Source organism: Escherichia sp. TW09308 (assembly GCF_000208565.1).
GTDB lineage: Bacteria > Pseudomonadota > Gammaproteobacteria > Enterobacterales > Enterobacteriaceae > Escherichia > Escherichia marmotae.
Genome location: NZ_AEME01000001.1, coordinates 744,137 through 762,994 on the forward strand (window position 1 = coordinate 744,137; position 18,858 = coordinate 762,994).

General features: G+C 42.0%; 21 protein-coding genes. 15 read left to right on the forward strand and 6 right to left on the reverse strand.

What is annotated here, in order from left to right:
* Positions 1 to 33: 33 nt before the first annotated feature.
* Complete coding sequence (pyrE, locus tag ESM_RS0103725; protein ID WP_000806156.1) at positions 34 to 675, forward strand: orotate phosphoribosyltransferase; 642 nt, start codon at positions 34 to 36, stop codon at positions 673 to 675.
* 36 nt (positions 676 to 711) lie between these two features.
* Here pyrE and slmA read toward each other — a convergent pair whose 3' ends face one another.
* The 3 genes from slmA to coaBC all read right to left on the reverse strand — a co-directional run bounded on the left by slmA (position 712) and on the right by coaBC (position 3,071).
* A complete protein-coding gene (slmA, locus tag ESM_RS0103730) occupies positions 712 to 1,308 on the reverse strand; it encodes a nucleoid occlusion factor SlmA (protein WP_000818603.1) in 597 nt (198 codons plus the stop codon).
* A gap of 106 nt (positions 1,309 to 1,414) precedes the next feature.
* Positions 1,415 to 1,873: a dUTP diphosphatase gene (gene dut / locus ESM_RS0103735; RefSeq protein WP_000976070.1), complete on the reverse strand. Its 459-nt coding sequence runs from the start codon at positions 1,871 to 1,873 to the stop codon at positions 1,415 to 1,417.
* A complete protein-coding gene (coaBC, locus tag ESM_RS0103740; protein WP_000050132.1) occupies positions 1,851 to 3,071 on the reverse strand; it encodes a bifunctional phosphopantothenoylcysteine decarboxylase/phosphopantothenate--cysteine ligase CoaBC in 1,221 nt (406 codons plus the stop codon). Before coaBC ends, dut begins: the two co-directional genes overlap by 23 nt.
* Before the next feature lie 171 nt (positions 3,072 to 3,242).
* On the opposite strand from coaBC, the gene radC reads away from it, so the two are divergent.
* From radC to mutM, 4 genes are all read left to right on the forward strand, one after another.
* Positions 3,243 to 3,911, forward strand: coding sequence for a RadC family protein (gene radC, locus ESM_RS0103745; protein WP_001517452.1), 669 nt, complete (start codon positions 3,243 to 3,245; stop codon positions 3,909 to 3,911).
* Positions 3,912 to 4,127: 216 nt separating this feature from the next.
* A complete protein-coding gene (rpmB, locus tag ESM_RS0103750; protein WP_000091955.1) occupies positions 4,128 to 4,364 on the forward strand; it encodes a 50S ribosomal protein L28 in 237 nt (78 codons plus the stop codon).
* 20 nt (positions 4,365 to 4,384) lie between these two features.
* Positions 4,385 to 4,552, forward strand: a complete 168-nt coding sequence (gene rpmG / locus ESM_RS0103755; protein ID WP_001051798.1) for a 50S ribosomal protein L33 — start codon at positions 4,385 to 4,387, stop codon at positions 4,550 to 4,552.
* Between the two features lie 96 nt (positions 4,553 to 4,648).
* The gene (gene mutM, locus ESM_RS0103760) at positions 4,649 to 5,458 is read left to right on the forward strand and encodes a bifunctional DNA-formamidopyrimidine glycosylase/DNA-(apurinic or apyrimidinic site) lyase (protein ID WP_001114550.1); all 810 of its coding nucleotides are present in this window, start codon (positions 4,649 to 4,651) and stop codon (positions 5,456 to 5,458) included.
* Between the two features lie 38 nt (positions 5,459 to 5,496).
* Here mutM and coaD read toward each other — a convergent pair whose 3' ends face one another.
* Together coaD and waaA are read right to left on the reverse strand one after the other, a co-directional pair.
* Positions 5,497 to 5,976 carry a pantetheine-phosphate adenylyltransferase gene (gene coaD / locus ESM_RS0103765; RefSeq protein ID WP_001171877.1) on the reverse strand — a complete coding sequence of 160 codons (480 nt, stop codon included), beginning with the start codon at positions 5,974 to 5,976 and terminating at the stop codon, positions 5,497 to 5,499.
* 7 nt (positions 5,977 to 5,983) lie between these two features.
* Positions 5,984 to 7,261, reverse strand: coding sequence for a lipid IV(A) 3-deoxy-D-manno-octulosonic acid transferase (waaA, locus tag ESM_RS0103770; protein WP_000891578.1), 1,278 nt, complete (start codon positions 7,259 to 7,261; stop codon positions 5,984 to 5,986).
* Between the two features lie 406 nt (positions 7,262 to 7,667).
* Between waaA and rfaQ the strand changes: the two genes are divergently transcribed.
* The 10 genes from rfaQ to ESM_RS0103825 all read left to right on the forward strand — a co-directional run bounded on the left by rfaQ (position 7,668) and on the right by ESM_RS0103825 (position 17,566).
* The gene (gene rfaQ, locus ESM_RS0103780) at positions 7,668 to 8,738 is read left to right on the forward strand and encodes a lipopolysaccharide core heptosyltransferase RfaQ (RefSeq protein WP_001517455.1); all 1,071 of its coding nucleotides are present in this window, start codon (positions 7,668 to 7,670) and stop codon (positions 8,736 to 8,738) included.
* Positions 8,735 to 9,859 carry a lipopolysaccharide glucosyltransferase I gene (rfaG, locus tag ESM_RS0103785; RefSeq protein WP_000634289.1) on the forward strand — a complete coding sequence of 375 codons (1,125 nt, stop codon included), beginning with the start codon at positions 8,735 to 8,737 and terminating at the stop codon, positions 9,857 to 9,859. Before rfaQ ends, rfaG begins: the two co-directional genes overlap by 4 nt.
* Positions 9,852 to 10,649, forward strand: coding sequence for a lipopolysaccharide core heptose(I) kinase RfaP (gene rfaP, locus ESM_RS0103790; RefSeq protein WP_000229841.1), 798 nt, complete (start codon positions 9,852 to 9,854; stop codon positions 10,647 to 10,649). The genes rfaG and rfaP overlap by 8 nt, the downstream gene beginning before the upstream one ends.
* A gap of 35 nt (positions 10,650 to 10,684) precedes the next feature.
* Positions 10,685 to 11,620, forward strand: coding sequence for an LPS core biosynthesis protein RfaS (gene rfaS / locus ESM_RS0103795; protein WP_000158230.1), 936 nt, complete (start codon positions 10,685 to 10,687; stop codon positions 11,618 to 11,620).
* A 43-nt stretch (positions 11,621 to 11,663) separates the two neighbouring features.
* On the forward strand, positions 11,664 to 12,743 hold the full coding sequence (gene waaB / locus ESM_RS0103800) for a lipopolysaccharide 1,6-galactosyltransferase (protein ID WP_000683956.1): 1,080 nt from the start codon (positions 11,664 to 11,666) through the stop codon (positions 12,741 to 12,743).
* Positions 12,743 to 13,762, forward strand: a complete 1,020-nt coding sequence (gene waaO / locus ESM_RS0103805; RefSeq protein ID WP_001188021.1) for a lipopolysaccharide 3-alpha-galactosyltransferase — start codon at positions 12,743 to 12,745, stop codon at positions 13,760 to 13,762. The genes waaB and waaO overlap by 1 nt, the downstream gene beginning before the upstream one ends.
* A 39-nt stretch (positions 13,763 to 13,801) precedes the next feature.
* The gene (gene rfaJ, locus ESM_RS0103810; protein ID WP_000376837.1) at positions 13,802 to 14,818 is read left to right on the forward strand and encodes a lipopolysaccharide 1,2-glucosyltransferase RfaJ; all 1,017 of its coding nucleotides are present in this window, start codon (positions 13,802 to 13,804) and stop codon (positions 14,816 to 14,818) included.
* A gap of 17 nt (positions 14,819 to 14,835) precedes the next feature.
* Positions 14,836 to 15,534, forward strand: coding sequence for a lipopolysaccharide core heptose(II) kinase RfaY (gene rfaY / locus ESM_RS0103815; RefSeq protein ID WP_000615163.1), 699 nt, complete (start codon positions 14,836 to 14,838; stop codon positions 15,532 to 15,534).
* A gap of 74 nt (positions 15,535 to 15,608) precedes the next feature.
* Entirely contained in the window at positions 15,609 to 16,460 is an 852-nt protein-coding gene (waaZ, locus tag ESM_RS0103820; protein ID WP_000790282.1) for a 3-deoxy-D-manno-oct-2-ulosonate III transferase WaaZ, read from the forward strand.
* A gap of 32 nt (positions 16,461 to 16,492) precedes the next feature.
* A complete protein-coding gene (locus ESM_RS0103825) occupies positions 16,493 to 17,566 on the forward strand; it encodes a glycosyltransferase family 9 protein (protein WP_001236429.1) in 1,074 nt (357 codons plus the stop codon).
* A gap of 25 nt (positions 17,567 to 17,591) precedes the next feature.
* Here the strand turns inward: ESM_RS0103825 and ESM_RS0103830 are convergent, their stop codons facing one another.
* Positions 17,592 to 18,857 (reverse strand): O-antigen ligase family protein, encoded by a 1,266-nt coding sequence (locus ESM_RS0103830; protein ID WP_001141924.1) that lies wholly within the window; start codon positions 18,855 to 18,857, stop codon positions 17,592 to 17,594.
* Position 18,858: the final 1 nt, after the last annotated feature.

An 18,858-nucleotide genomic window follows, 5' to 3' on the forward strand; every position in this document is an offset into this window, starting at 1 on the left:
TGTCTGTAGAAAAGTAAGATGAGGAGCGAAGGCATGAAACCATATCAGCGCCAGTTTATTGAGTTTGCGCTTGGCAAACAGGTATTAAAGTTTGGTGAGTTTACGCTGAAATCCGGGCGTAAAAGCCCCTATTTCTTCAACGCCGGACTATTTAATACCGGGCGCGACCTGGCACTGTTAGGCCGTTTTTACGCTGAAGCGTTAGTGGATTCTGGCATTGAGTTCGATCTGCTGTTTGGCCCCGCTTACAAAGGTATTCCGATCGCGACCACAACCGCTGTGGCACTGGCGGAGCATCATGACCTTGACCTGCCATACTGCTTTAACCGCAAAGAAGCAAAAGACCACGGCGAAGGTGGCAATCTGGTTGGTAGCGCGTTACAAGGACGAGTAATGCTGGTGGATGATGTGATCACCGCCGGAACGGCGATTCGTGAGTCGATGGAAATTATTCAGGCCAATGGCGCGACGCTTGCTGGCGTGCTGATTTCGCTCGATCGTCAGGAACGTGGTCGTGGCGAGATATCAGCGATTCAGGAAGTTGAGCGTGATTACAACTGCAAAGTGATCTCTATCATCACCCTGAAAGACCTGATTGCTTATCTGGAAGAGAAGCCGAACATGGCGGAACATCTGGCAGCCGTTAAGGCTTATCGCGAAGAGTACGGGGTTTGATAAAAAACGCCGGATGGTAAGTCATCCGGCGTCATTTTATTGCAACTGCGCGGCAATCAACGGCCAGCGAGCGTCAAAGTCATCCGTCGGGCGGTATTTAAACTCGCTGCGGACAAAACGAGACAGCATCCCTTCACAAAATGCCAGAAGTTGGCTTGCCAGCAACGTTTCATCGGTGGTGTAACCTTCACCCTCACGCATTCTCTTTTCACGCAATACCTGACGCAGTTGCGCTTCAATACGCTCGAACAGTTGGTTGATGCGCCCTTGCAGGCGGTCTTGTTCGAACATTAGCGCATGGCCGGTGAGGATGCGGGTCAGGCCTGGATTACGCTCGCCAAAACCGAGAAGTAGCAACACAATCAGACGCAGACGCGCAGTGGTGTCCTTCTCATCTTTCAGAATCAGATTAATGCGAGTAATCAGGCTATCTTCGATAAACTCAATCAGGCTATCGAACATGCGGGTCTTACTGGGGAAGTGGCGATACAGAGCCGCTTCGGAAACGCCGACAGAGGCGGCCAGTTTCGCCGTCGTGATACGTTGGCTTCCATCGCTGGATTCCAGCATCAGCGCCAGAGACTGAAGTATTTCTTCGCGACGGTTCCTTTTCGCAGTTTGTTTTTCTGCCATGTTACAAAATACCCCTGAAAATAAGCACTTGCCAGGCGGCACCCACGCTATGACCGCAAACAAAATGTTTGCGGCGATGTTATGACGTTATTTGGATGCGTATGTGTTACTGACGACCAGAGTGACCAAAGCCGCCTTCACCGCGGTCAGTAGCGTCAAAATCTTCCACCAGATTAAATTCAGCCTGTACCACCGGAACAAAAATCATCTGTGCGATACGTTCACCAGGTTGAATGGTGAAGCTGTCCTGACCACGGTTCCATACAGAGATCATCAATTGGCCCTGATAGTCGGAATCGATCAATCCCACCAGGTTGCCGAGCACGATACCGTGCTTATGGCCCAGCCCGGAGCGCGGCAGCATCATCGCCGCCAGTGAAGGATCGGCAATATGAATCGCCAGTCCGGTCGGCACAAGTGTCGTGTCGCCCGGTGCCAATTCTACGGCGTCGTCGAGACAAGCGCGCAGGTCAAGTCCGGCAGAACCAGAAGTGGCATAAGTCGGGAGTGGAAATTCCTTCCCAACGCGCGGGTCCAGAATCTTAACGTCGATTTTCTTCATCATAACGGGTCACAATCTCGTCGAGTAATAATTGGCCAAGGAGCTCTTTTCGCTCAAGCGGTAAGATTTTATCGCCATCTTGCCAGAAAAGGTGTAATGCGTTTTTGTCGCTATTAAAGCCTTGAGTTGGCTGGGAAACATCGTTCGCGCAGATCAGATCAAGGTTTTTACGGATACGTTTTTGTCGGGCGTATTCTTCCACATTATTTGTTTCGGCCGCAAATCCAACAACATAAGGCCGATGGTCTTTTAATGCGGCAACACCGGCGACGATATCGGGGTTTTTAACCATTTTTATTGTTAATTCATCGCCCGGCGTGGCCTGCTTTTTGATTTTTTCGCGGGCAACGGTAGCTGCGCGATAATCCGCAACGGCAGCGCAACCGATAAATATATTTTGCTGCTGTACAGAAGCCTTCACGGCCGCTTCCATCTCCAGTGCGGTTATCACGTCAATACGTTTCACAAACGGTGGCGTCGGTAGCGAAACCGGGCCAGAAACCAGCGTGACGTTTGCTCCTCTACGTGCTGCTGCTGCGGCAATGGCGAATCCCATCTTGCCGGAGCTGTGATTAGAGATGTAACGCACCGGATCGAGTGGTTCACGTGTCGGACCCGCGGTAATCATAATATTCAGATGTTTCAGGTCGTTGACGGGGGAGAAATGGGCCACCGCCATATCAACAATGGTTAACGGATCGAGCATTCGCCCTGGGCCGATATCACCACAGGCCTGGCTGCCGCTATCTGGCCCCCAGATCAACAAACCTCGCGAGGCAAGTACCTCTAAATTATGCTGAGTGGCTGCAGCCCGATACATCTGCTGGTTCATTGCTGGCAGCACAGCAACAGGCGCAGGCGTCGCAAGGCAAATCGTTGATACCAGATCATTCGCCATACCGGCAGCAACGCGGGCAATCAAATCCGCTGTCGCTGGAGCAAGAATCACTAAGTCAGCCCATTTTCCCAGCTCAATATGGCCCATTGCCGCTTCGGCAGCCGGGTCCAGTAGACTGTCGGAAACGGGATAACCAGAGACTGCCTGCAAGCTAAGTGGAGTGATAAAGGCTTTTGCCGCTTCGGTCATGGCTACACGGACGTCGGCTCCGCGATCGCGCAAACGACGCACCAGTTCAGGGGTTTTATAGGCAGCAATACCGCCGCTGACGCCGAGAACGATTTTTTTACCGGCCAGGCTCATGATGATTTTTCCTGTTGGGTGACACCAGAAGTTGGCGATTTTATCACAATACTTTTGTTGTCGTGCTTTCACCTGAGAATCACTTTGCGAGGCGCTTTCCAGGATTGAAAACTGACCGTCGATTTAACCAAACGACTATGACAGGATGCGCCCTCCACAAAGGAGGTGAAGGTGAAAAGCAATGCTGACTTGTTGATGCCACGTGAAAAAATGCTGAAGTTGGGTATTAGCGCGTTAACGGATATTGAACTGCTGGCGCTGTTTCTGCGTACAGGAACGCACGGAAAAGATGTGCTAACCCTGGCAAAAGAGATGCTGGAGAATTTCGGCTCTCTTTACGGCTTGTTATCCTCTGAATATGAACAAGTTAGAGGCGTTCATGGAATAGGTGTGGCGAAATTCGCCCAGTTAAAGGGGATTGCCGAACTGGCCCGGCGTTACTACAACGTGCGGATACGCGAAGAAAGCCCGTTACTTAGCCCGGAGATGACGCGCGAGTTTTTACAAAGCCAGCTTACGGGCGAAGAGCGCGAGATCTTTATGGTGATCTTTCTCGACACTCAACACCGGGTACTTACTCACAGCCGATTGTTTTCCGGCACACTAAACCATGTGGAAGTCCATCCGCGTGAGATTGTTCGGGAAGCGATAAAAATAAACGCGGCGGCACTGATCCTTGCCCATAATCACCCTTCGGGTTGTGCTGAACCCAGTAAAGCGGATAAACTCATCACCGAACGGATAATAAAAAGTTGTCAGTTCATGGATTTACGCGTGCTCGACCATATCGTGATTGGGCGTGGAGAGTATGTTTCTTTTGCCGAACGCGGCTGGATTTAACCCGCTATGCGCGATCCTTCGGGATCTTTGTCTGTTCGGGACTTGAGCACATCGCTGAGTCAGCGTATACTACGCCACCTTTGAGAATCTCGGGTTTGGCATTTGGGCCTGGCAATCGAGAGTTCACATAGAACTGCGATGACCGGGCTGTAAAGCCTGACGAGGCGCCAATACCCCATACGAAGCTCGAGCTAATTTGATTTTTGGAGAATAGACATGTCCCGAGTCTGCCAAGTTACTGGCAAGCGTCCGGTGACCGGTAACAACCGTTCCCACGCACTGAACGCGACTAAACGCCGTTTCCTGCCTAACCTGCACTCTCACCGTTTCTGGGTTGAGAGCGAGAAGCGTTTTGTCACCCTGCGCGTATCTGCTAAAGGTATGCGTGTAATCGATAAAAAAGGCATCGATACAGTTCTGGCTGAACTGCGTGCCCGTGGCGAAAAGTACTAAGTACTTAGAGGAAATAAATCATGGCTAAAGGTATTCGTGAGAAAATCAAGCTGGTTTCTTCTGCTGGTACTGGTCACTTCTATACCACTACGAAGAACAAACGTACTAAGCCGGAAAAACTGGAACTGAAAAAATTCGATCCAGTTGTACGCCAGCACGTGATCTACAAAGAAGCGAAAATCAAATAATTCTCGCTTTGATGTAATAAAAACCTCGCTCCGGCGGGGTTTTTTGTTATCTGCTTGCCCCCATATTGACTGCATCTGTTCATTCCAGGAGATGCTATGCCTGAATTACCAGAAGTTGAAACCAGCCGCCGCGGCATTGAACCGCATCTCGTTGGCGCGACCATTCTTCATGCGGTGGTCCGCAACGGGCGTTTGCGCTGGCCAGTCTCGGAAGAAATCTACCGTCTAAGTGACCAGCCGGTGCTTAGTGTGCAGCGCCGCGCTAAATATCTGCTGCTGGAATTGCCGGAAGGCTGGATCATCATTCATCTGGGTATGTCTGGCAGTCTGCGCATACTTACGGAAGAACGTCCTCCTGAAAAGCATGATCATGTTGATTTGGTGATGAGCAACGGCAAAGTGCTGCGATATACCGATCCTCGTCGCTTTGGTGCCTGGTTGTGGACCAAAGAGCTGGAAGGACACAATGTGTTGGCACATCTTGGACCGGAGCCGCTTAGCGATGATTTCAACGGCGAATACCTGCATCAGAAATGCGCGAAGAAAAAGACAGCGATTAAACCCTGGCTGATGGATAACAAGCTGGTGGTGGGCGTGGGGAATATCTATGCCAGCGAGTCACTGTTTGCTGCGGGGATCCATCCGGATCGGCTGGCGTCATCGCTGTCGCTGGCGGAGTGCGAACTGCTGGCACGGGTGATTAAAGCAGTGTTACTGCGTTCTATTGAGCAGGGCGGCACGACGCTGAAAGATTTTCTGCAAAGCGACGGAAAACCAGGTTATTTCGCGCAGGAATTACAGGTTTACGGGCGTAAAGGCGAACCGTGTCGGGTTTGTGGTACGCCGATTGTGGCGACTAAACATGCGCAGCGGGCGACGTTTTATTGCCGGCAGTGCCAGAAGTAATTCATGCGAGCCGGATGGCATTCCATCCGGCATAAAAGCTACGCTAACTTCGCCATCAGCGCCTGATGGACATTCTTCGGCAGGAAATGGGTGACATCACCCTGATGGCGCGCAACTTCTTTCACCAACGATGAAGAAATAAACGACCACTCTTTCGAAGGCATCAAGAAGACGCTTTCCAGCTCCGGCATTAAGTGGCGATTCATATGCGCCAGTTGCATTTCATATTCAAAATCTGCTACCGCACGCAGGCCACGAATCAGTACCGTGGCTTGTTGATTACGGGCGAAGTTCGCCATCAAATCACTAAAACCGACCACTTCAACGTTATCCAGATGTGCGGTTGCCTGCTGAGCCAGCGCCACACGCTCTCCCAGGGTAAACATTGGTTTTTTACTGGGGCTGGCGGCAATCGCCAGAATAACGTGATCGAACATCTGAGTAGCGCGCGTCACGATATCGATATGACCATTGGTAATGGGATCGAAAGTCCCCGGATAAATCGCCCGTTTTTGCATAACAACCTCAATGCGTTTTCGGTGGCAGGTAAGGTTCCAGCAGTTGAAGCAGACGCTGCAGCGCGCCCTGGTTTTGATACAGCACTTCAACGGCATGACGGCCATAGAAACTACGGTAATCGGCGTCAGTGAGCAAAGAGGAAACCTCTTTTGCCAGTGACGCGGCATCGGTGACGGTAATCAGCCCGCTTGCCTGCTCCAGCCGTGCGCAAATGTCTTTAAAGTTAAAAGTATGCGGCCCCATCAGTACCGGAATAGCGTGTGCGGCGGCTTCCAGCGGATTATGCCCACCGCGTTCGACCAATGAACCGCCAACAAAAGCGAGATCGGCAATGCCATACAGCAGCATCAGCTCGCCCATCGTATCGCCAATTACCACTTGTGTACTGGCGGAAGGGATTTCTCCGGAAGAGCGTGTGATATAGCTTAGCCCAGCCTGGCGGACAAGGTTAATCGCATCCGGGAAGCGTTCCGGATGACGTGGAACAAGAATAAGCAATAGATTAGGGAACTGCTGCAACAGCGCCTGATGTGCGGCAATCACCACACTCTCTTCGCCATCGTGAGTGCTGGTGGCAATCCATACCGGACGATGAGGTGCCCACTGGCGGCGCAGTGTTACTGCTTTAGCGGCTAGCTGCGGAGTTACCGAGATATCGAATTTCAGGCTACCAGTAACAGTCACCTGATTATTTTTTGCGCCCAGCGCCACAAAACGCGCGCCATCTTCTTCGTTTTGCGCGGCGATTAGTGTAATACGACGCAACAAGCGACGAACAAATTTGCCCAGTTTGGCGTACCCCGCCGCAGAGCGTGCAGAAAGTCGCGCGTTGGCGATAACCAGCGGGATCTTGCGCTTATGTAGTGCCGCAATCAGGTTAGGCCACAGCTCCGTTTCCATAATCAACACCAGTTTAGGATCGACTTTATTAAGAAAACGGTTGAGCGCATCGGGTAGATCGTAAGGCAGATAGACGTGCTGAACATCTTTACCGAAAGCAGATTGCACGCGTTCCGAGCCGGTCGGCGTCATAGTCGTGACGGTAATTGGCAAATCAGGATAGCGATGACGCAGTGCGCGAACCAACGGGATCGCCGCCAGGGTTTCACCGACGGAGACGGAGTGCAGCATGATGCCGCCTTGTTTCAGCGGATGGCGGTAAAAACCGTAACGTTCACCCCAGCGTTTTCGATAGGCCGGAGCCTTACGTCCGCGCACCCAAAGCCGTATCCAGATCAACGGCTGAATAAGGTAGAGAAGGGCGGTGTAAAGCAATTCAAGCATAATAAATAGCTGACTTATGGATGTGCTGGGGATTCTATGTATTTAGCTGGGGCTTTACCATTACTTTTCCCGTTTTTGACTTAAATAGCTTCTGTTTGGCCTGAACTGCCGCTACATCTCCAGTTTTTTTGTATTTTTATGCGATTTATTGAAACTCGACCCTATTTTCAACTCTACATCGGCTATACCGGTATTATCTGCGCGCTTTTTCTTATCTATATGATTTTTATGATTAAAACATATTTTGTGTATAAAAATCATTCGGGTCGGATTGCTGCGAAAGAAATGCTACACTAGCACGTCAAAGTAAGTGCGTTATCAGTATTCAGGTAGCTGTTGAGCCTGGGGCGGTAGCGTGCTTTTTTTCTGCTTAACTTAACCAGACAATCATACAAAAGAGTCGCTAGTGGAAAAGCCATTTCGAAAAATCCTGGTCATAAAGATGCGATATCATGGAGATATGTTATTAACTACTCCTGTCATCAGTACGCTCAAGCAGAATTATCCTGATGCAAAAATCGATATGCTGCTTTATCAGGACACCATCCCTATTTTGTCTGAAAACCCGGAAATTAATGCGCTCTACGGTATAAGCAATAAAAGTGCAGGAACATTCGATAAAATTAAAAATGTGCTTTCATTGATAAAAACTCTGCGTGCGAATAATTACGACCTGGTCATTAATCTTACGGATCAGTGGATGGTGGCACTGTTGGTACGTTGTTTACCCGCACAGGTGAAAATATCGCAACTTTATGGTCATCGGCAGCATAGCATCTGGAAAAAAAGCTTTACACACTTAGCGCCAATACACGGCACACATATTGTTGAGCGTAATTTATCGGTCCTTGAGCCATTAGGTATTACCGATTTCTACACTGATACAACAATGAGTTACGCCGAAGATTGCTGGAAGAAGATGCGCCAGGAATTAGATGCTCTGGGCGTGAAAGAGCATTATGTTGTTATCCAGCCGACTGCTCGTCAGATATTTAAGTGCTGGGATAACGATAAATTTTCTAAGGTTATCGATGCGTTGCAACAGCGAGGGTATCAGGTTGTGCTGACCTGCGGGCCTTCGGCAGATGATCTCGCCTGTATCGATGAAATAGTGCAAGGCTGCCAAACAAAACCTGTCGCTGGCCTTGCGGGTAAAACACGGTTTACTGAACTGGGTGCTTTAATTGATCATGCCGTACTCTTTATTGGTGTGGATTCTGCACCAGGACATATTGCAGCGGCAGTGAAAACGCCAATAATTAGTTTATTTGGTGCAACTGATCACATATTCTGGCGTCCCTGGACTGAGAATATTATTCAATTCTGGGCGGGGAATTATCAGCAAATGCCGAGCCGACATGAACTTGACCGCAATAAAAAATATCTTTCTGTTATCCCCGCGGAAGATGTTATCGCCGCTACGGAAAAGCTGCTGCCAGAAGATGCCCCTTCAGTTGACAGGAATGCACAATTATGATCGTGGCGTTTTGTTTATATAAATATTTTCCTTTTGGTGGGCTTCAACGTGATTTTATGCGTATTGCATCAACCGTTGCCGCACGAGGCCACCATGTTCGGGTCTATACGCAGTCGTGGGAAGGCGAGTGCCCAAAAACATTTGAGCTTATTCATGTGCCAGTTAAGTCCCATACCAACCATGGACGCAATGCAGAATATTATGCCTGGGTACAAAATCATCTCAAAGCGCATCCCGCTGATCGCGTTGTTGGGTTTAATAAGATGCCTGGGTTGGATGTTTATTTTGCCGCTGATGTTTGTTACGCCGAGAAAGTTGCGCAAGAAAAAGGTTTTTTATATCGTCTAACATCACGTTATCGTCATTATGCCGCATTTGAGCGAGCGACTTTCGAGCATGGTAAATCGACGAAACTCATGATGCTGACTGATAAGCAAATCACCGATTTCCAGAAGCATTATCAAACTGAACCTGAACGTTTTAAAATTCTTCCCCCCGGCATCTATCCGGACAGAAAATACAGCGAGCAAATCCCAAATAGCCGTGAAATTTATCGCCAGAAAAATGGCATAAAAGAGCAACAAAACTTATTGCTACAAGTTGGATCAGATTTTGTTCGTAAAGGTGTGGATCGCTCAATTGAAGCTTTGGCAGCGTTACCGGAATCATTACGCCACAATACGCTTTTGTTTGTTGTTGGCCAGGATAAACCGCGAAAATTCGAAGTGCTGGCAGAAAAACTCGGCGTGCGGAGCAACGTGCATTTCTTTTCCGGTCGCAATGATGTGTCAGAATTAATGGCTGCAGCCGATTTATTATTGCATCCCGCTTATCAGGAAGCTGCTGGTATCGTTCTCCTTGAAGCGATCACTGCTGGATTACCTGTTTTGACAACAGCGGTATGCGGTTACGCGCATTATATTGCCGATGCCAATTGTGGAACGGTTATCGCTGAACCTTTCTCCCAGGAACAATTAAATGAAGTTTTACGTAAATCATTAACACAATCTTCATTGCGAATGGCCTGGGCGGAGAATGCTCGCCATTATGCCGATACTCAGGATTTGTATAGCTTGCCAGAGAAAGCCGCGGATATCATTACAGGTGGTTTAGATGGTTGAATTAAAAGAGCCGCTTGCCACACTTTGGCGTGGTAAAGATGCTTTTGCCGAAGTTAATGAACTGAATGGCGAGGTCTTCCGCGAACTGGAGACACGTCGCACATTACGCTTTGAACTGTCCGGGAAAAGCTATTTTCTTAAATGGCACAAGGGGACAACATTAAAAGAGATTATAAAAAATCTGCTCTCATTGCGGATGCCCGTTTTGGGCGCAGACAGAGAGTGGCATGCTATTCATCGCCTGAGTGATGTCGGTGTTGATACGATGAATGGCATTGGGTTTGGTGAAAAAGGTTTAAATCCATTAACCCGTACATCATTTATTATTACCGAAGATCTCACTCCCACGATTAGCCTTGAAGATTATTGTGCAGATTGGGCAGTCAACCCACCTGATGTGCGTATTAAACGTATGTTGATCACGCGAGTGGCAACCATGGTGCGTAAAATGCACGCAGCAGGGATAAATCACCGTGACTGTTACATTTGCCACTTTTTGCTTCATTTGCCATTTACTGGCCGGGAAGATGAATTAAAAATTTCGGTTATCGATCTACATCGGGCGCAGATACGCTCAAAAGTACCGCGCCGTTGGCGCGATAAAGACTTGATTGGCTTATATTTCTCATCAATGAATATTGGTCTGACGCAGAGAGATATATGGCGATTTATGAAGGTTTATTTTGGAATGCCTTTACGTACAATATTCTCTCTTGAACGAAATTTATTAAACATGGCAAGCATTAAGGCCGAACGTATTAAAGAGCGAACACAACGAAAAGGTTTATAAAATATTTATCAGTATGTACTGGAACTAACTTTATTATGACTATTTATTTTATAAACTGGGTTGCAGATTATGAATTAAAAATGATCCAGTACCTGAAAAGAAAGCACAAGATAAAAAATATAACAACACCAAAGAAATATAACTGGATTAACAAGAAGATCTTGAAAATAGGGATGGATAATGCATGGCTGGGACGATTATTCATAAAACATTACCTCAGTGATGTTAAAAAAGATGATATCATTATCTTTAATGACAGTGTGATTAATAAAGGTATCAACAAACAAATCTTAAAAAATATCAACTGTCATAAAGTTCTACTTCTAAGAAATACTGTTAGTGACGATTTTATTTCTGATAATGCTAATTATTTCGATGTTATATATGATTTTGAGCATAGATTTATAGGGAATAAAAAGATCAAAGCAATAGATCAGTTTTTTCCTGTAGGGATGGAAGATATTTCAAAATATAGTTTATCTGAAAATAATAACAGCCAGCCTATATGTTTTTTTCTTGGTCGTGATAAAGGGCGTCTTCAAATAATTAATGAATTAGCCGACAGACTAACAACATTAGGATGTAAGGTGGATTTTAATGTTGTTAAAGATAAAACATCGTCTCTGAATTCAAAGTATTTGCTTGAAAAGCAAATACCGTATGAAGAGAATATTAGAAAAACATTAAACGCTAATATAATTGTTGATATAACTAAAGAAAACCAATCTGGTTGGACACTTCGTATACTTGAAGCACTATTTTTTAATAAAAAATTAATTACTAATAATACAAATATACTGGGTTCAGAAATTTATAGTGAGTCTCGTTTTTTTATAATAGGTCATGATGATTGGGATAAATTAGAGTATTTTATTAACTCATCTGTTAAACCAATGGATTATGATAATTTATATAAATTCAGTCCTGATAAAATGATGTCAACAATTGTTGCTGATTTTATAGGCAAATAAAACTATTAAAACAGTGAGTTTTACTCAATTAATGAGAGTTTCTATGAAAATAGCATTTATCGGAGAAGCGGTTTCTGGATTTGGTGGCATGGAAACGGTTATCCGCGATGTCATTAATACCTTCAGGCAACAACACATCCAAAGTGAAATGTTTTTCTTTTGTCGCAATGACAAAATGGATAAGGGATGGTTGGAAGGTATTGAATACTCGTGTTCATTTTCCAATATTCGGTTAGGTTTTTTGCGTCGAACGAAACATATTCATGCTTTAAGCAAATGGCTTCAGGATTATCAGCCAGATGTTGTTATTTGTATTGACGTTATCTCGTGTTTGTATGCGGCCAAAGCACGTAAAAAATCAGGAATTGATGTGCCAGTATTTTCATGGCCACATTTTTCTTTAGATCACAAAAAACATGCTGAATATGTCACCTGTGCCGACTATCATTTAGCAATCAGCTCTGGCATTAAACAGCAAATGATTAATCGGGGTGTACCAGAATCGACGATAAATGTTATTTTTAATCCAGTCGAAGCTAAAGACACAGTCATTCCTGCGCCTGAGGAAGGCGAAACGGCAACGTTCATTTATGTTGGGCGTATGAAATTCGAGGGACAGAAGCGGGTTAAAGACCTCCTTAATGGCTTATCACAAGCTCAAGGTAACTGGAAACTCCATGTATTGGGTGATGGCTCCGATTTTGAAAAATGCCAGGCTTATAGTAGAGAATTAAATATTGATGATCGAATTGTCTGGTATGGTTGGCAACAACATCCTTGGGAATTAGTCCAGCAAGATATTAAAAAAGTGAGTGCGTTATTACTCACGTCATCTTTTGAAGGTTTCCCAATGACTTTACTTGAAGCTTTATCATGGGGAATTCCTTGTATCAGTGCCGATTGTGTCTCCGGACCTGCTGACATTATTCAATCTGATGTTAATGGTCATCTGTATCAACCGGGAGATATTACTAGTTTTGTAACTCTTCTGAATAAATATATAGCAGGTGAAATTCATATCGAACATGGAAAAATTCCTTCATCGATAGATAAGTTTTATAAACCGAAGTATTACGACAGATTACATAAGATAATTATTTCTGCTATTTCCCGGAGGAAATAATGCAGCAGGTGTTTTTCCAGGAAACTGAGTTTCTTAATTCAGTTATTGATTATAATCATAAAGTAGAAACAGAAAATCTTTGTCTGGACATCACTTATGGAACTGACAAAAATTTTCTTTTTGGTTGCGGAATATCGATTGCTTCTATATTAAAATATAATGAAGGAAGTCGATTGTGTTTCCATATTTTTACTGATTATTTTGGTGATGATGATCGTAAGTATTTTGATGCCCTGGCGTTACAGTATAAAACCAGAATTAAAATATATCTGATTAATGGTGATCGACTTCGATCATTGCCAAGTACCAAGAACTGGACTTATGCAATATATTTTCGATTTATTATTGCGGATTACTTTATTAATAAGGTGCCTAAAGTCCTTTATCTGGATGCAGATATCATTTGCCAGGGGGCTATTGAGCCACTAATCAATTTCTCGTTTCCAGACTATAAAGTCGCAATGGTTGTTACGGAAGGCCAGGCTGACTGGTGGGAAAAACGCGCACATTCGTTAGGTGTTGCGGGGATTGCTAAAGGTTACTTTAACTCCGGTTTTTTATTTATCAATACAGAACAATGGGCAGTCGAGCAGGTTTCTGCGCGAGCCATTGCAATGTTAAATGAACCAGAAATAATCAAAAAAATAACACATCCTGATCAGGATGTATTAAATATGCTGCTGGCAGACAAACTTATTTTTGCTGATATTAAATATAACACCCAGTTTAGCCTAAATTATCAACTCAAAGAAAGTTTTAAAAACCCAGTAAACGAAAATACTATTTTTATCCATTATATCGGTCCAACCAAGCCCTGGCATGACTGGGCCTGGGATTATCCTGTATCACAAGCCTTTATGGAGGCAAAAAATGCTTCGCCATGGAAGAATACGGCGTTGCTGAAACCTAACAATAGCAATCAATTAAGGTATAGCGCAAAACATATGCTTAAAAAGCATAGATATCTAAAAGGATTTAGCAATTATCTTTTGTATTTTATTAAAAAGATAATGCATTAAAACTGGGAAACTATAAAATAATGATATAAGGGTAGCATTGTGGACTCATTTCCTGCCATAGAGATAGATAAAGTTAAAGCCTGGGATTTTCGGCTAGCTGATATAAATACTTCTGAATGTTTAAATGTTGCCTATGGTGTCGATGCTAATTATCTTGATGGTGTAGGTGTTTCTATCACATCAATTGTTCTAAATAATCGACATATTAATCTTGATTTTTATATTATTGCTGATATCTACAATGATGACTTTTTTCAAAAAGTCGCAAAACTTGCAGAACAATACCAATTAAGAATCACGTTATATAGAATTAATACTGATAAGCTTCAGTGCTTGCCTTGTACACAGGTCTGGTCAAGAGCAATGTACTTTCGTTTATTTGCATTTCAATTGTTGGGTTTAACGCTTGATCGTTTGCTTTATCTTGATGCGGATGTTGTTTGTAAAGGTGATATTAGCCCGCTATTGCATCTGGATTTAAACGGAGCGGTGGCTGCTGTTGTTAAAGATGTTGAGCCAATGCAGGAAAAGGCAGTATCAAGGTTGTCTGATCCTGAACTACTGGGGCAGTACTTTAATTCTGGTGTCGTTTATTTAGACTTAAAAAAATGGGTTGACGCAAAACTAACAGAAAAAGCGTTGTCTATTCTTATGAGCAAAGATAATATTTATAAATATCCTGACCAGGATGTTATGAATGTCTTACTGAAGGGAATGACAATATTTTTACCTCGTGAGTACAATACAATTTATACAATTAAAAGTGAATTAAAAGATAAAACACATCAAAACTATAAAAAGTTGATTACAGAAAGTACTCTTCTTATTCATTATACAGGTGCTACTAAACCGTGGCACAAATGGGCAATATATCCATCGGTGAAATACTATAAAATAGCGTTAGAAAATTCCCCCTGGAAAGATGACTCTCCGCGAGATGCAAAATCAATTATTGAATTTAAAAAAAGATATAAACATCTGTTAGTGCAACATCATTATATCTCAGGAATCATAGCAGGAGTCTGTTATCTTTGCCGAAAATATTACCGTAAATAACATTTAACTGGTTTATCATGATTCAGAAGAACAAGATCAAAGACTTAGTTGTTTTTACCGATGAAAGCAATTCAAAGTATCTCAATGTATTAAATGACTTCTTGTCTTATAATATAAATATCATCAAAGTTTTTCGTTCTATTGATGATACGAAAGTCATGCTTATTGATACCGATTACGGTAAATTAATACTTAAGGTCTTTTCTCCGAAAGTTAAGCGTAACGAACGTTTCTTTAAGTCGCTGTTAAAAGGTGATTATTACGAACGTCTTTTTGAGCAAACTCAAAAAGTACGAAATGAAGGGTTAAATACCCTCAATGATTTTTATTTGTTGGCTGAGCGAAAAACCTTACGATTCGTCCATACTTATATCATGATTATCGAGTACATTGATGGTGTAGAGTTGTGTGATATACCCGATATTGATGATGTGCTAAAAAATAAAATTCAGCAATCAATTAATTCATTGCATCAACATGGTATGGTTTCTGGTGATCCTCATCGTGGTAACTTCATTATAAAAAATGGTGAGGTTAGAATTATTGATCTTTCAGGAAAACGCGCTTCAGCACAGCGTAAAGCGAAAGATCGTATTGATTTAGAGCGTCATTACGGTATTAAAAATGAGATTAAAGATCTAGGTTATTATCTTTTAGTATATCGTAAAAAAATGCGCAATTTTATGCGGCGTTTGAAAGGGAAACCAGCACGCTAAAATAGAAATATCCAACAATTACGTGTCTTCACCAGGACAGTTTTAAGCGGAGTTATTTATTTCACAGGTTTATCATGAAGAATATTAGATACATTGACAAAAAAGATGTTGAAAACCTGATAGAAAATAAGACATCTGATGATGTTATTATTTTTCTGTCTGGTCCCACATCGCAAAAGACGCCTTTGTCGATATTACGGGCAAAGGATATTATTGCTGTCAATGGTTCAGCGCAATATCTGTTAAGTCATAATATTGTTCCCTTTATATATGTACTTACAGATGTTCGCTTTTTACATCAGCGTCGTGATGATTTTTATAAATTTAGCCAGAGAAGTCGTTATACCATAGTAAACATTGACGTTTATGAACACGCTTCCGAAGAAGATAAACTTTATATCCTCCAGAACTGCCTTGTATTACGGTCTTTTTACCGCCGGGAAAAAGGTGGTTTTATAAAGAAGATCAAATTTAATATTTTGAGTCAGATTCACAAAGAACTGCTGATCTCTGTACCTTGGTCTAAAAGAGGTCGTCTGGTCGGATTTTGCAAGGACATCAGTCTTGGTTATTGCTCATGTCATACTATTGCCTTTGCTGCAATTCAAATAGCATATTCACTGAAGTATGCACGGATTATTTGTTCTGGTCTGGATTTAACTGGTAGCTGCTCGAGATTCTATGATGAAAATAATAATCCCATGCCCTCGGAATTGAGTAGGGATTTATTCAAAATATTACCATTCTTCCGTTTTATGCGTGATAATGTAGAAGATATTAATATTTATAATTTATCTGATGATACAGCTATTTCTTACGATGTAATTCCATTCATTAAACTTCAAGAAATCAGTACCGAAGAATCAAAAGATGAGACAAGAATAAAAATACAATATGAAGTCTCAACTGATTCTTATGCTAATTAAACATCATGAAACTAAAATAATATGGTATAAAAATGCGCCTAGGAACTTTTCATAAAAAGAAAAGATTTTATATAAACAAAATCAAGATTAATTTCCTTTCTTTTATATTTCGTAGGGAAATTAATAATCAAGTTACAGAACCTGCGCAAGTTAAATCATGTCTTATAATTCATGATAATAATAAACTCGGTGATCTAATTGTATTAAGTTCGATTTATCGTGAACTTTACAGTAAAGGGGTTAAAATAACCATTCTCACAAATAGAAAGGGTGGGGAGTTTCTCTCTAATAATAAAAATATATTTGATTTCTGTATTAAAGAATCAACTGGCTTCCTTAAAATGCTTAGTCTATGTAAGCATCTGCGGGATTTACAGTTCGATATTGTATTAGACCCCTTTGAAACTATGCCTTCATTTAAGCATAGTTTAATATTATCAAGTTTAAAAGATTCTTACATTTTGGGTTTTGATCAATGGTATAAGCGTTACTATTCATTTTACCATCCCCACGATGAATGTTTAAAAGAACACATGAGTACACGAGCAACAGAAATACTGAAGCATATTTATGGTGAGGGTGAATTTTCCACCGACTACGACTTGCATTTACCTGTAGATGTTGAAAATAAAATAAAAGATTTTATTGGGAATACAAAAATAGTCATCATTAACCCATTAGGTGCAAAAAAAATATGCCGACTTACTCCTGAACAAATAAAATTTATATATCAAGAAGTGAAGATATGGTTTAAAAATTATCGAGTGATATTTACCGGGTTACCGCAAGATTTATTGACAATACCAATATCTGAAATTGAAACACTACCTTTCAACGAATTTATTTATACTGTTGCGTTGACCAGGTATAGTGATTTTGTCATTTCTGTTGATACAGCTCTTGTTCATATCGCTGCGGCTTATCATAAACCAACGCTTGCATTTTATCCTAATTCACGTGCTCCGGAATATCCCTCACATTTAATTTGGGCTCCGAATAATCATCAATCTATACAAATAGTATCCCCAACATTTACGGTAAAAGATATCGATACTGAAACTTTAACTGATTCAGTAAAGAGATTAAGTTGTATAGATAAGAAGTGAGTTTTAACTCACTTCTTAAACTTGTCTATTCTTGATTAATAGTATTGTTGCGATTATTAATAACGAGTAAGAGAACTATGGCGGATATAACGATAATTGGAATGCTGCGTGCCCATATGATCACATCACTGAGTCCAACCCCCATAATACCAAGCGTTAATATCAACAAACCCAATGCGCGTTTTTTATATGCTGTATAAAATAGTGAGAAATAGAAGAATATAGTGGAAAAAATTCCCATCATACCTTTCAGTGAAGCAGCTTCAATTATCTCATTATGCAGATGTACGTTAGAAAAATCCAATGCCCCTCTCAGTCTGCTGTGTTCTGCGACTAACAAATTCATACTTTCAGCGCGCGACTCTGCAGATCTAAATGAAAAAGGTGATTCTTTGAATATATCTAAACCAATTTCATACATTGCTAGTCTTGCACCTAAGGAAGTCACGCTATTAGCATTGGTGTAACTGTTTAAATCATTTAACGCTTCATTATAACGATATTGAATTGGTTTATTAAATATAATTACAACACTAGCCAATATGGTAATTAGTAGAATGATAGCGGTGCTGAATTTTTTTGGTGATTTGTTATAATAAGCTATTAATGCAACAGTACAAATCACAGGGAAGAGCAGTAGGGTTGCTCTGGTTTGTGTTAGTGCCAGAACATAAAGCACCGCGCAACTATTTAATAAAAATAAAAAAGGATGATTTTTTTTAGTATAAAGAATTGCAACACCACTAACTATGCCTATTAACATAGTTGAATATGCCGCTCCTGTTGCCGTTCCTATACCAAAAGAAATGCGATCATGTTCATAAATGCTATTAATATAAAATGCATATGCGGCAATTATAAATGACAGAGAATACATAACATATAATGCAATTTCTTTTTTTTGTTTTAGTTTGCTGGTAAGGGCTAAAAAAACAATAAAAGAACCAAATAAAAATATTTTGGCAGTATTTAAGTAATTATGGTAAGTAGCACGAAATGGTGAGTTATCTACTTTAAATAAAGAATACCAAATTAAATCAAGCAATCCTATAAAAAATATAGAAAGGGGAAGAATAAGTTTTTTTATATTATAATTTCCTTGTCTACCACGTAAAATTAGTGATAATAAGCAAACTACAGCAGTGATATTATATATCTTTATGCTGAAAGTGTTATCGACGAATGCAATTATCAACGAAAAAAAACTTAATATATAAGTCATTATCTCTAAAATCGTAGATGATTTTAGAGCATAAGGTTTCCATGATTGGAGTTTAATGAAGGTTGGCATG

Excerpts from the sequence above, each read along its gene's own strand:
- pyrE (WP_000806156.1), top strand. The coding sequence starts at position 34 with ATGAAACCATATCAGCGCCAGTTTATTGAGTTTGCGCTTGGCAAACAG.
- slmA (WP_000818603.1), bottom strand. The coding sequence starts at position 1,308 with ATGGCAGAAAAACAAACTGCGAAAAGGAACCGTCGCGAAGAAATACTT.
- dut (WP_000976070.1), bottom strand. The coding sequence starts at position 1,873 with ATGATGAAGAAAATCGACGTTAAGATTCTGGACCCGCGCGTTGGGAAG.
- coaBC (WP_000050132.1), bottom strand. The coding sequence starts at position 3,071 with ATGAGCCTGGCCGGTAAAAAAATCGTTCTCGGCGTCAGCGGCGGTATT.
- rpmB (WP_000091955.1), top strand. The coding sequence starts at position 4,128 with ATGTCCCGAGTCTGCCAAGTTACTGGCAAGCGTCCGGTGACCGGTAAC.
- rpmG (WP_001051798.1), top strand. The coding sequence starts at position 4,385 with ATGGCTAAAGGTATTCGTGAGAAAATCAAGCTGGTTTCTTCTGCTGGT.
- mutM (WP_001114550.1), top strand. The coding sequence starts at position 4,649 with ATGCCTGAATTACCAGAAGTTGAAACCAGCCGCCGCGGCATTGAACCG.
- coaD (WP_001171877.1), bottom strand. The coding sequence starts at position 5,976 with ATGCAAAAACGGGCGATTTATCCGGGGACTTTCGATCCCATTACCAAT.
- waaA (WP_000891578.1), bottom strand. The coding sequence starts at position 7,261 with ATGCTTGAATTGCTTTACACCGCCCTTCTCTACCTTATTCAGCCGTTG.
- rfaG (WP_000634289.1), top strand. The coding sequence starts at position 8,735 with ATGATCGTGGCGTTTTGTTTATATAAATATTTTCCTTTTGGTGGGCTT.
- rfaP (WP_000229841.1), top strand. The coding sequence starts at position 9,852 with ATGGTTGAATTAAAAGAGCCGCTTGCCACACTTTGGCGTGGTAAAGAT.
- rfaS (WP_000158230.1), top strand. The coding sequence starts at position 10,685 with ATGACTATTTATTTTATAAACTGGGTTGCAGATTATGAATTAAAAATG.
- waaB (WP_000683956.1), top strand. The coding sequence starts at position 11,664 with ATGAAAATAGCATTTATCGGAGAAGCGGTTTCTGGATTTGGTGGCATG.
- waaO (WP_001188021.1), top strand. The coding sequence starts at position 12,743 with ATGCAGCAGGTGTTTTTCCAGGAAACTGAGTTTCTTAATTCAGTTATT.
- rfaY (WP_000615163.1), top strand. The coding sequence starts at position 14,836 with ATGATTCAGAAGAACAAGATCAAAGACTTAGTTGTTTTTACCGATGAA.
- waaZ (WP_000790282.1), top strand. The coding sequence starts at position 15,609 with ATGAAGAATATTAGATACATTGACAAAAAAGATGTTGAAAACCTGATA.
- ESM_RS0103825 (WP_001236429.1), top strand. The coding sequence starts at position 16,493 with ATGCGCCTAGGAACTTTTCATAAAAAGAAAAGATTTTATATAAACAAA.
- ESM_RS0103830 (WP_001141924.1), bottom strand. The coding sequence starts at position 18,857 with ATGCCAACCTTCATTAAACTCCAATCATGGAAACCTTATGCTCTAAAA.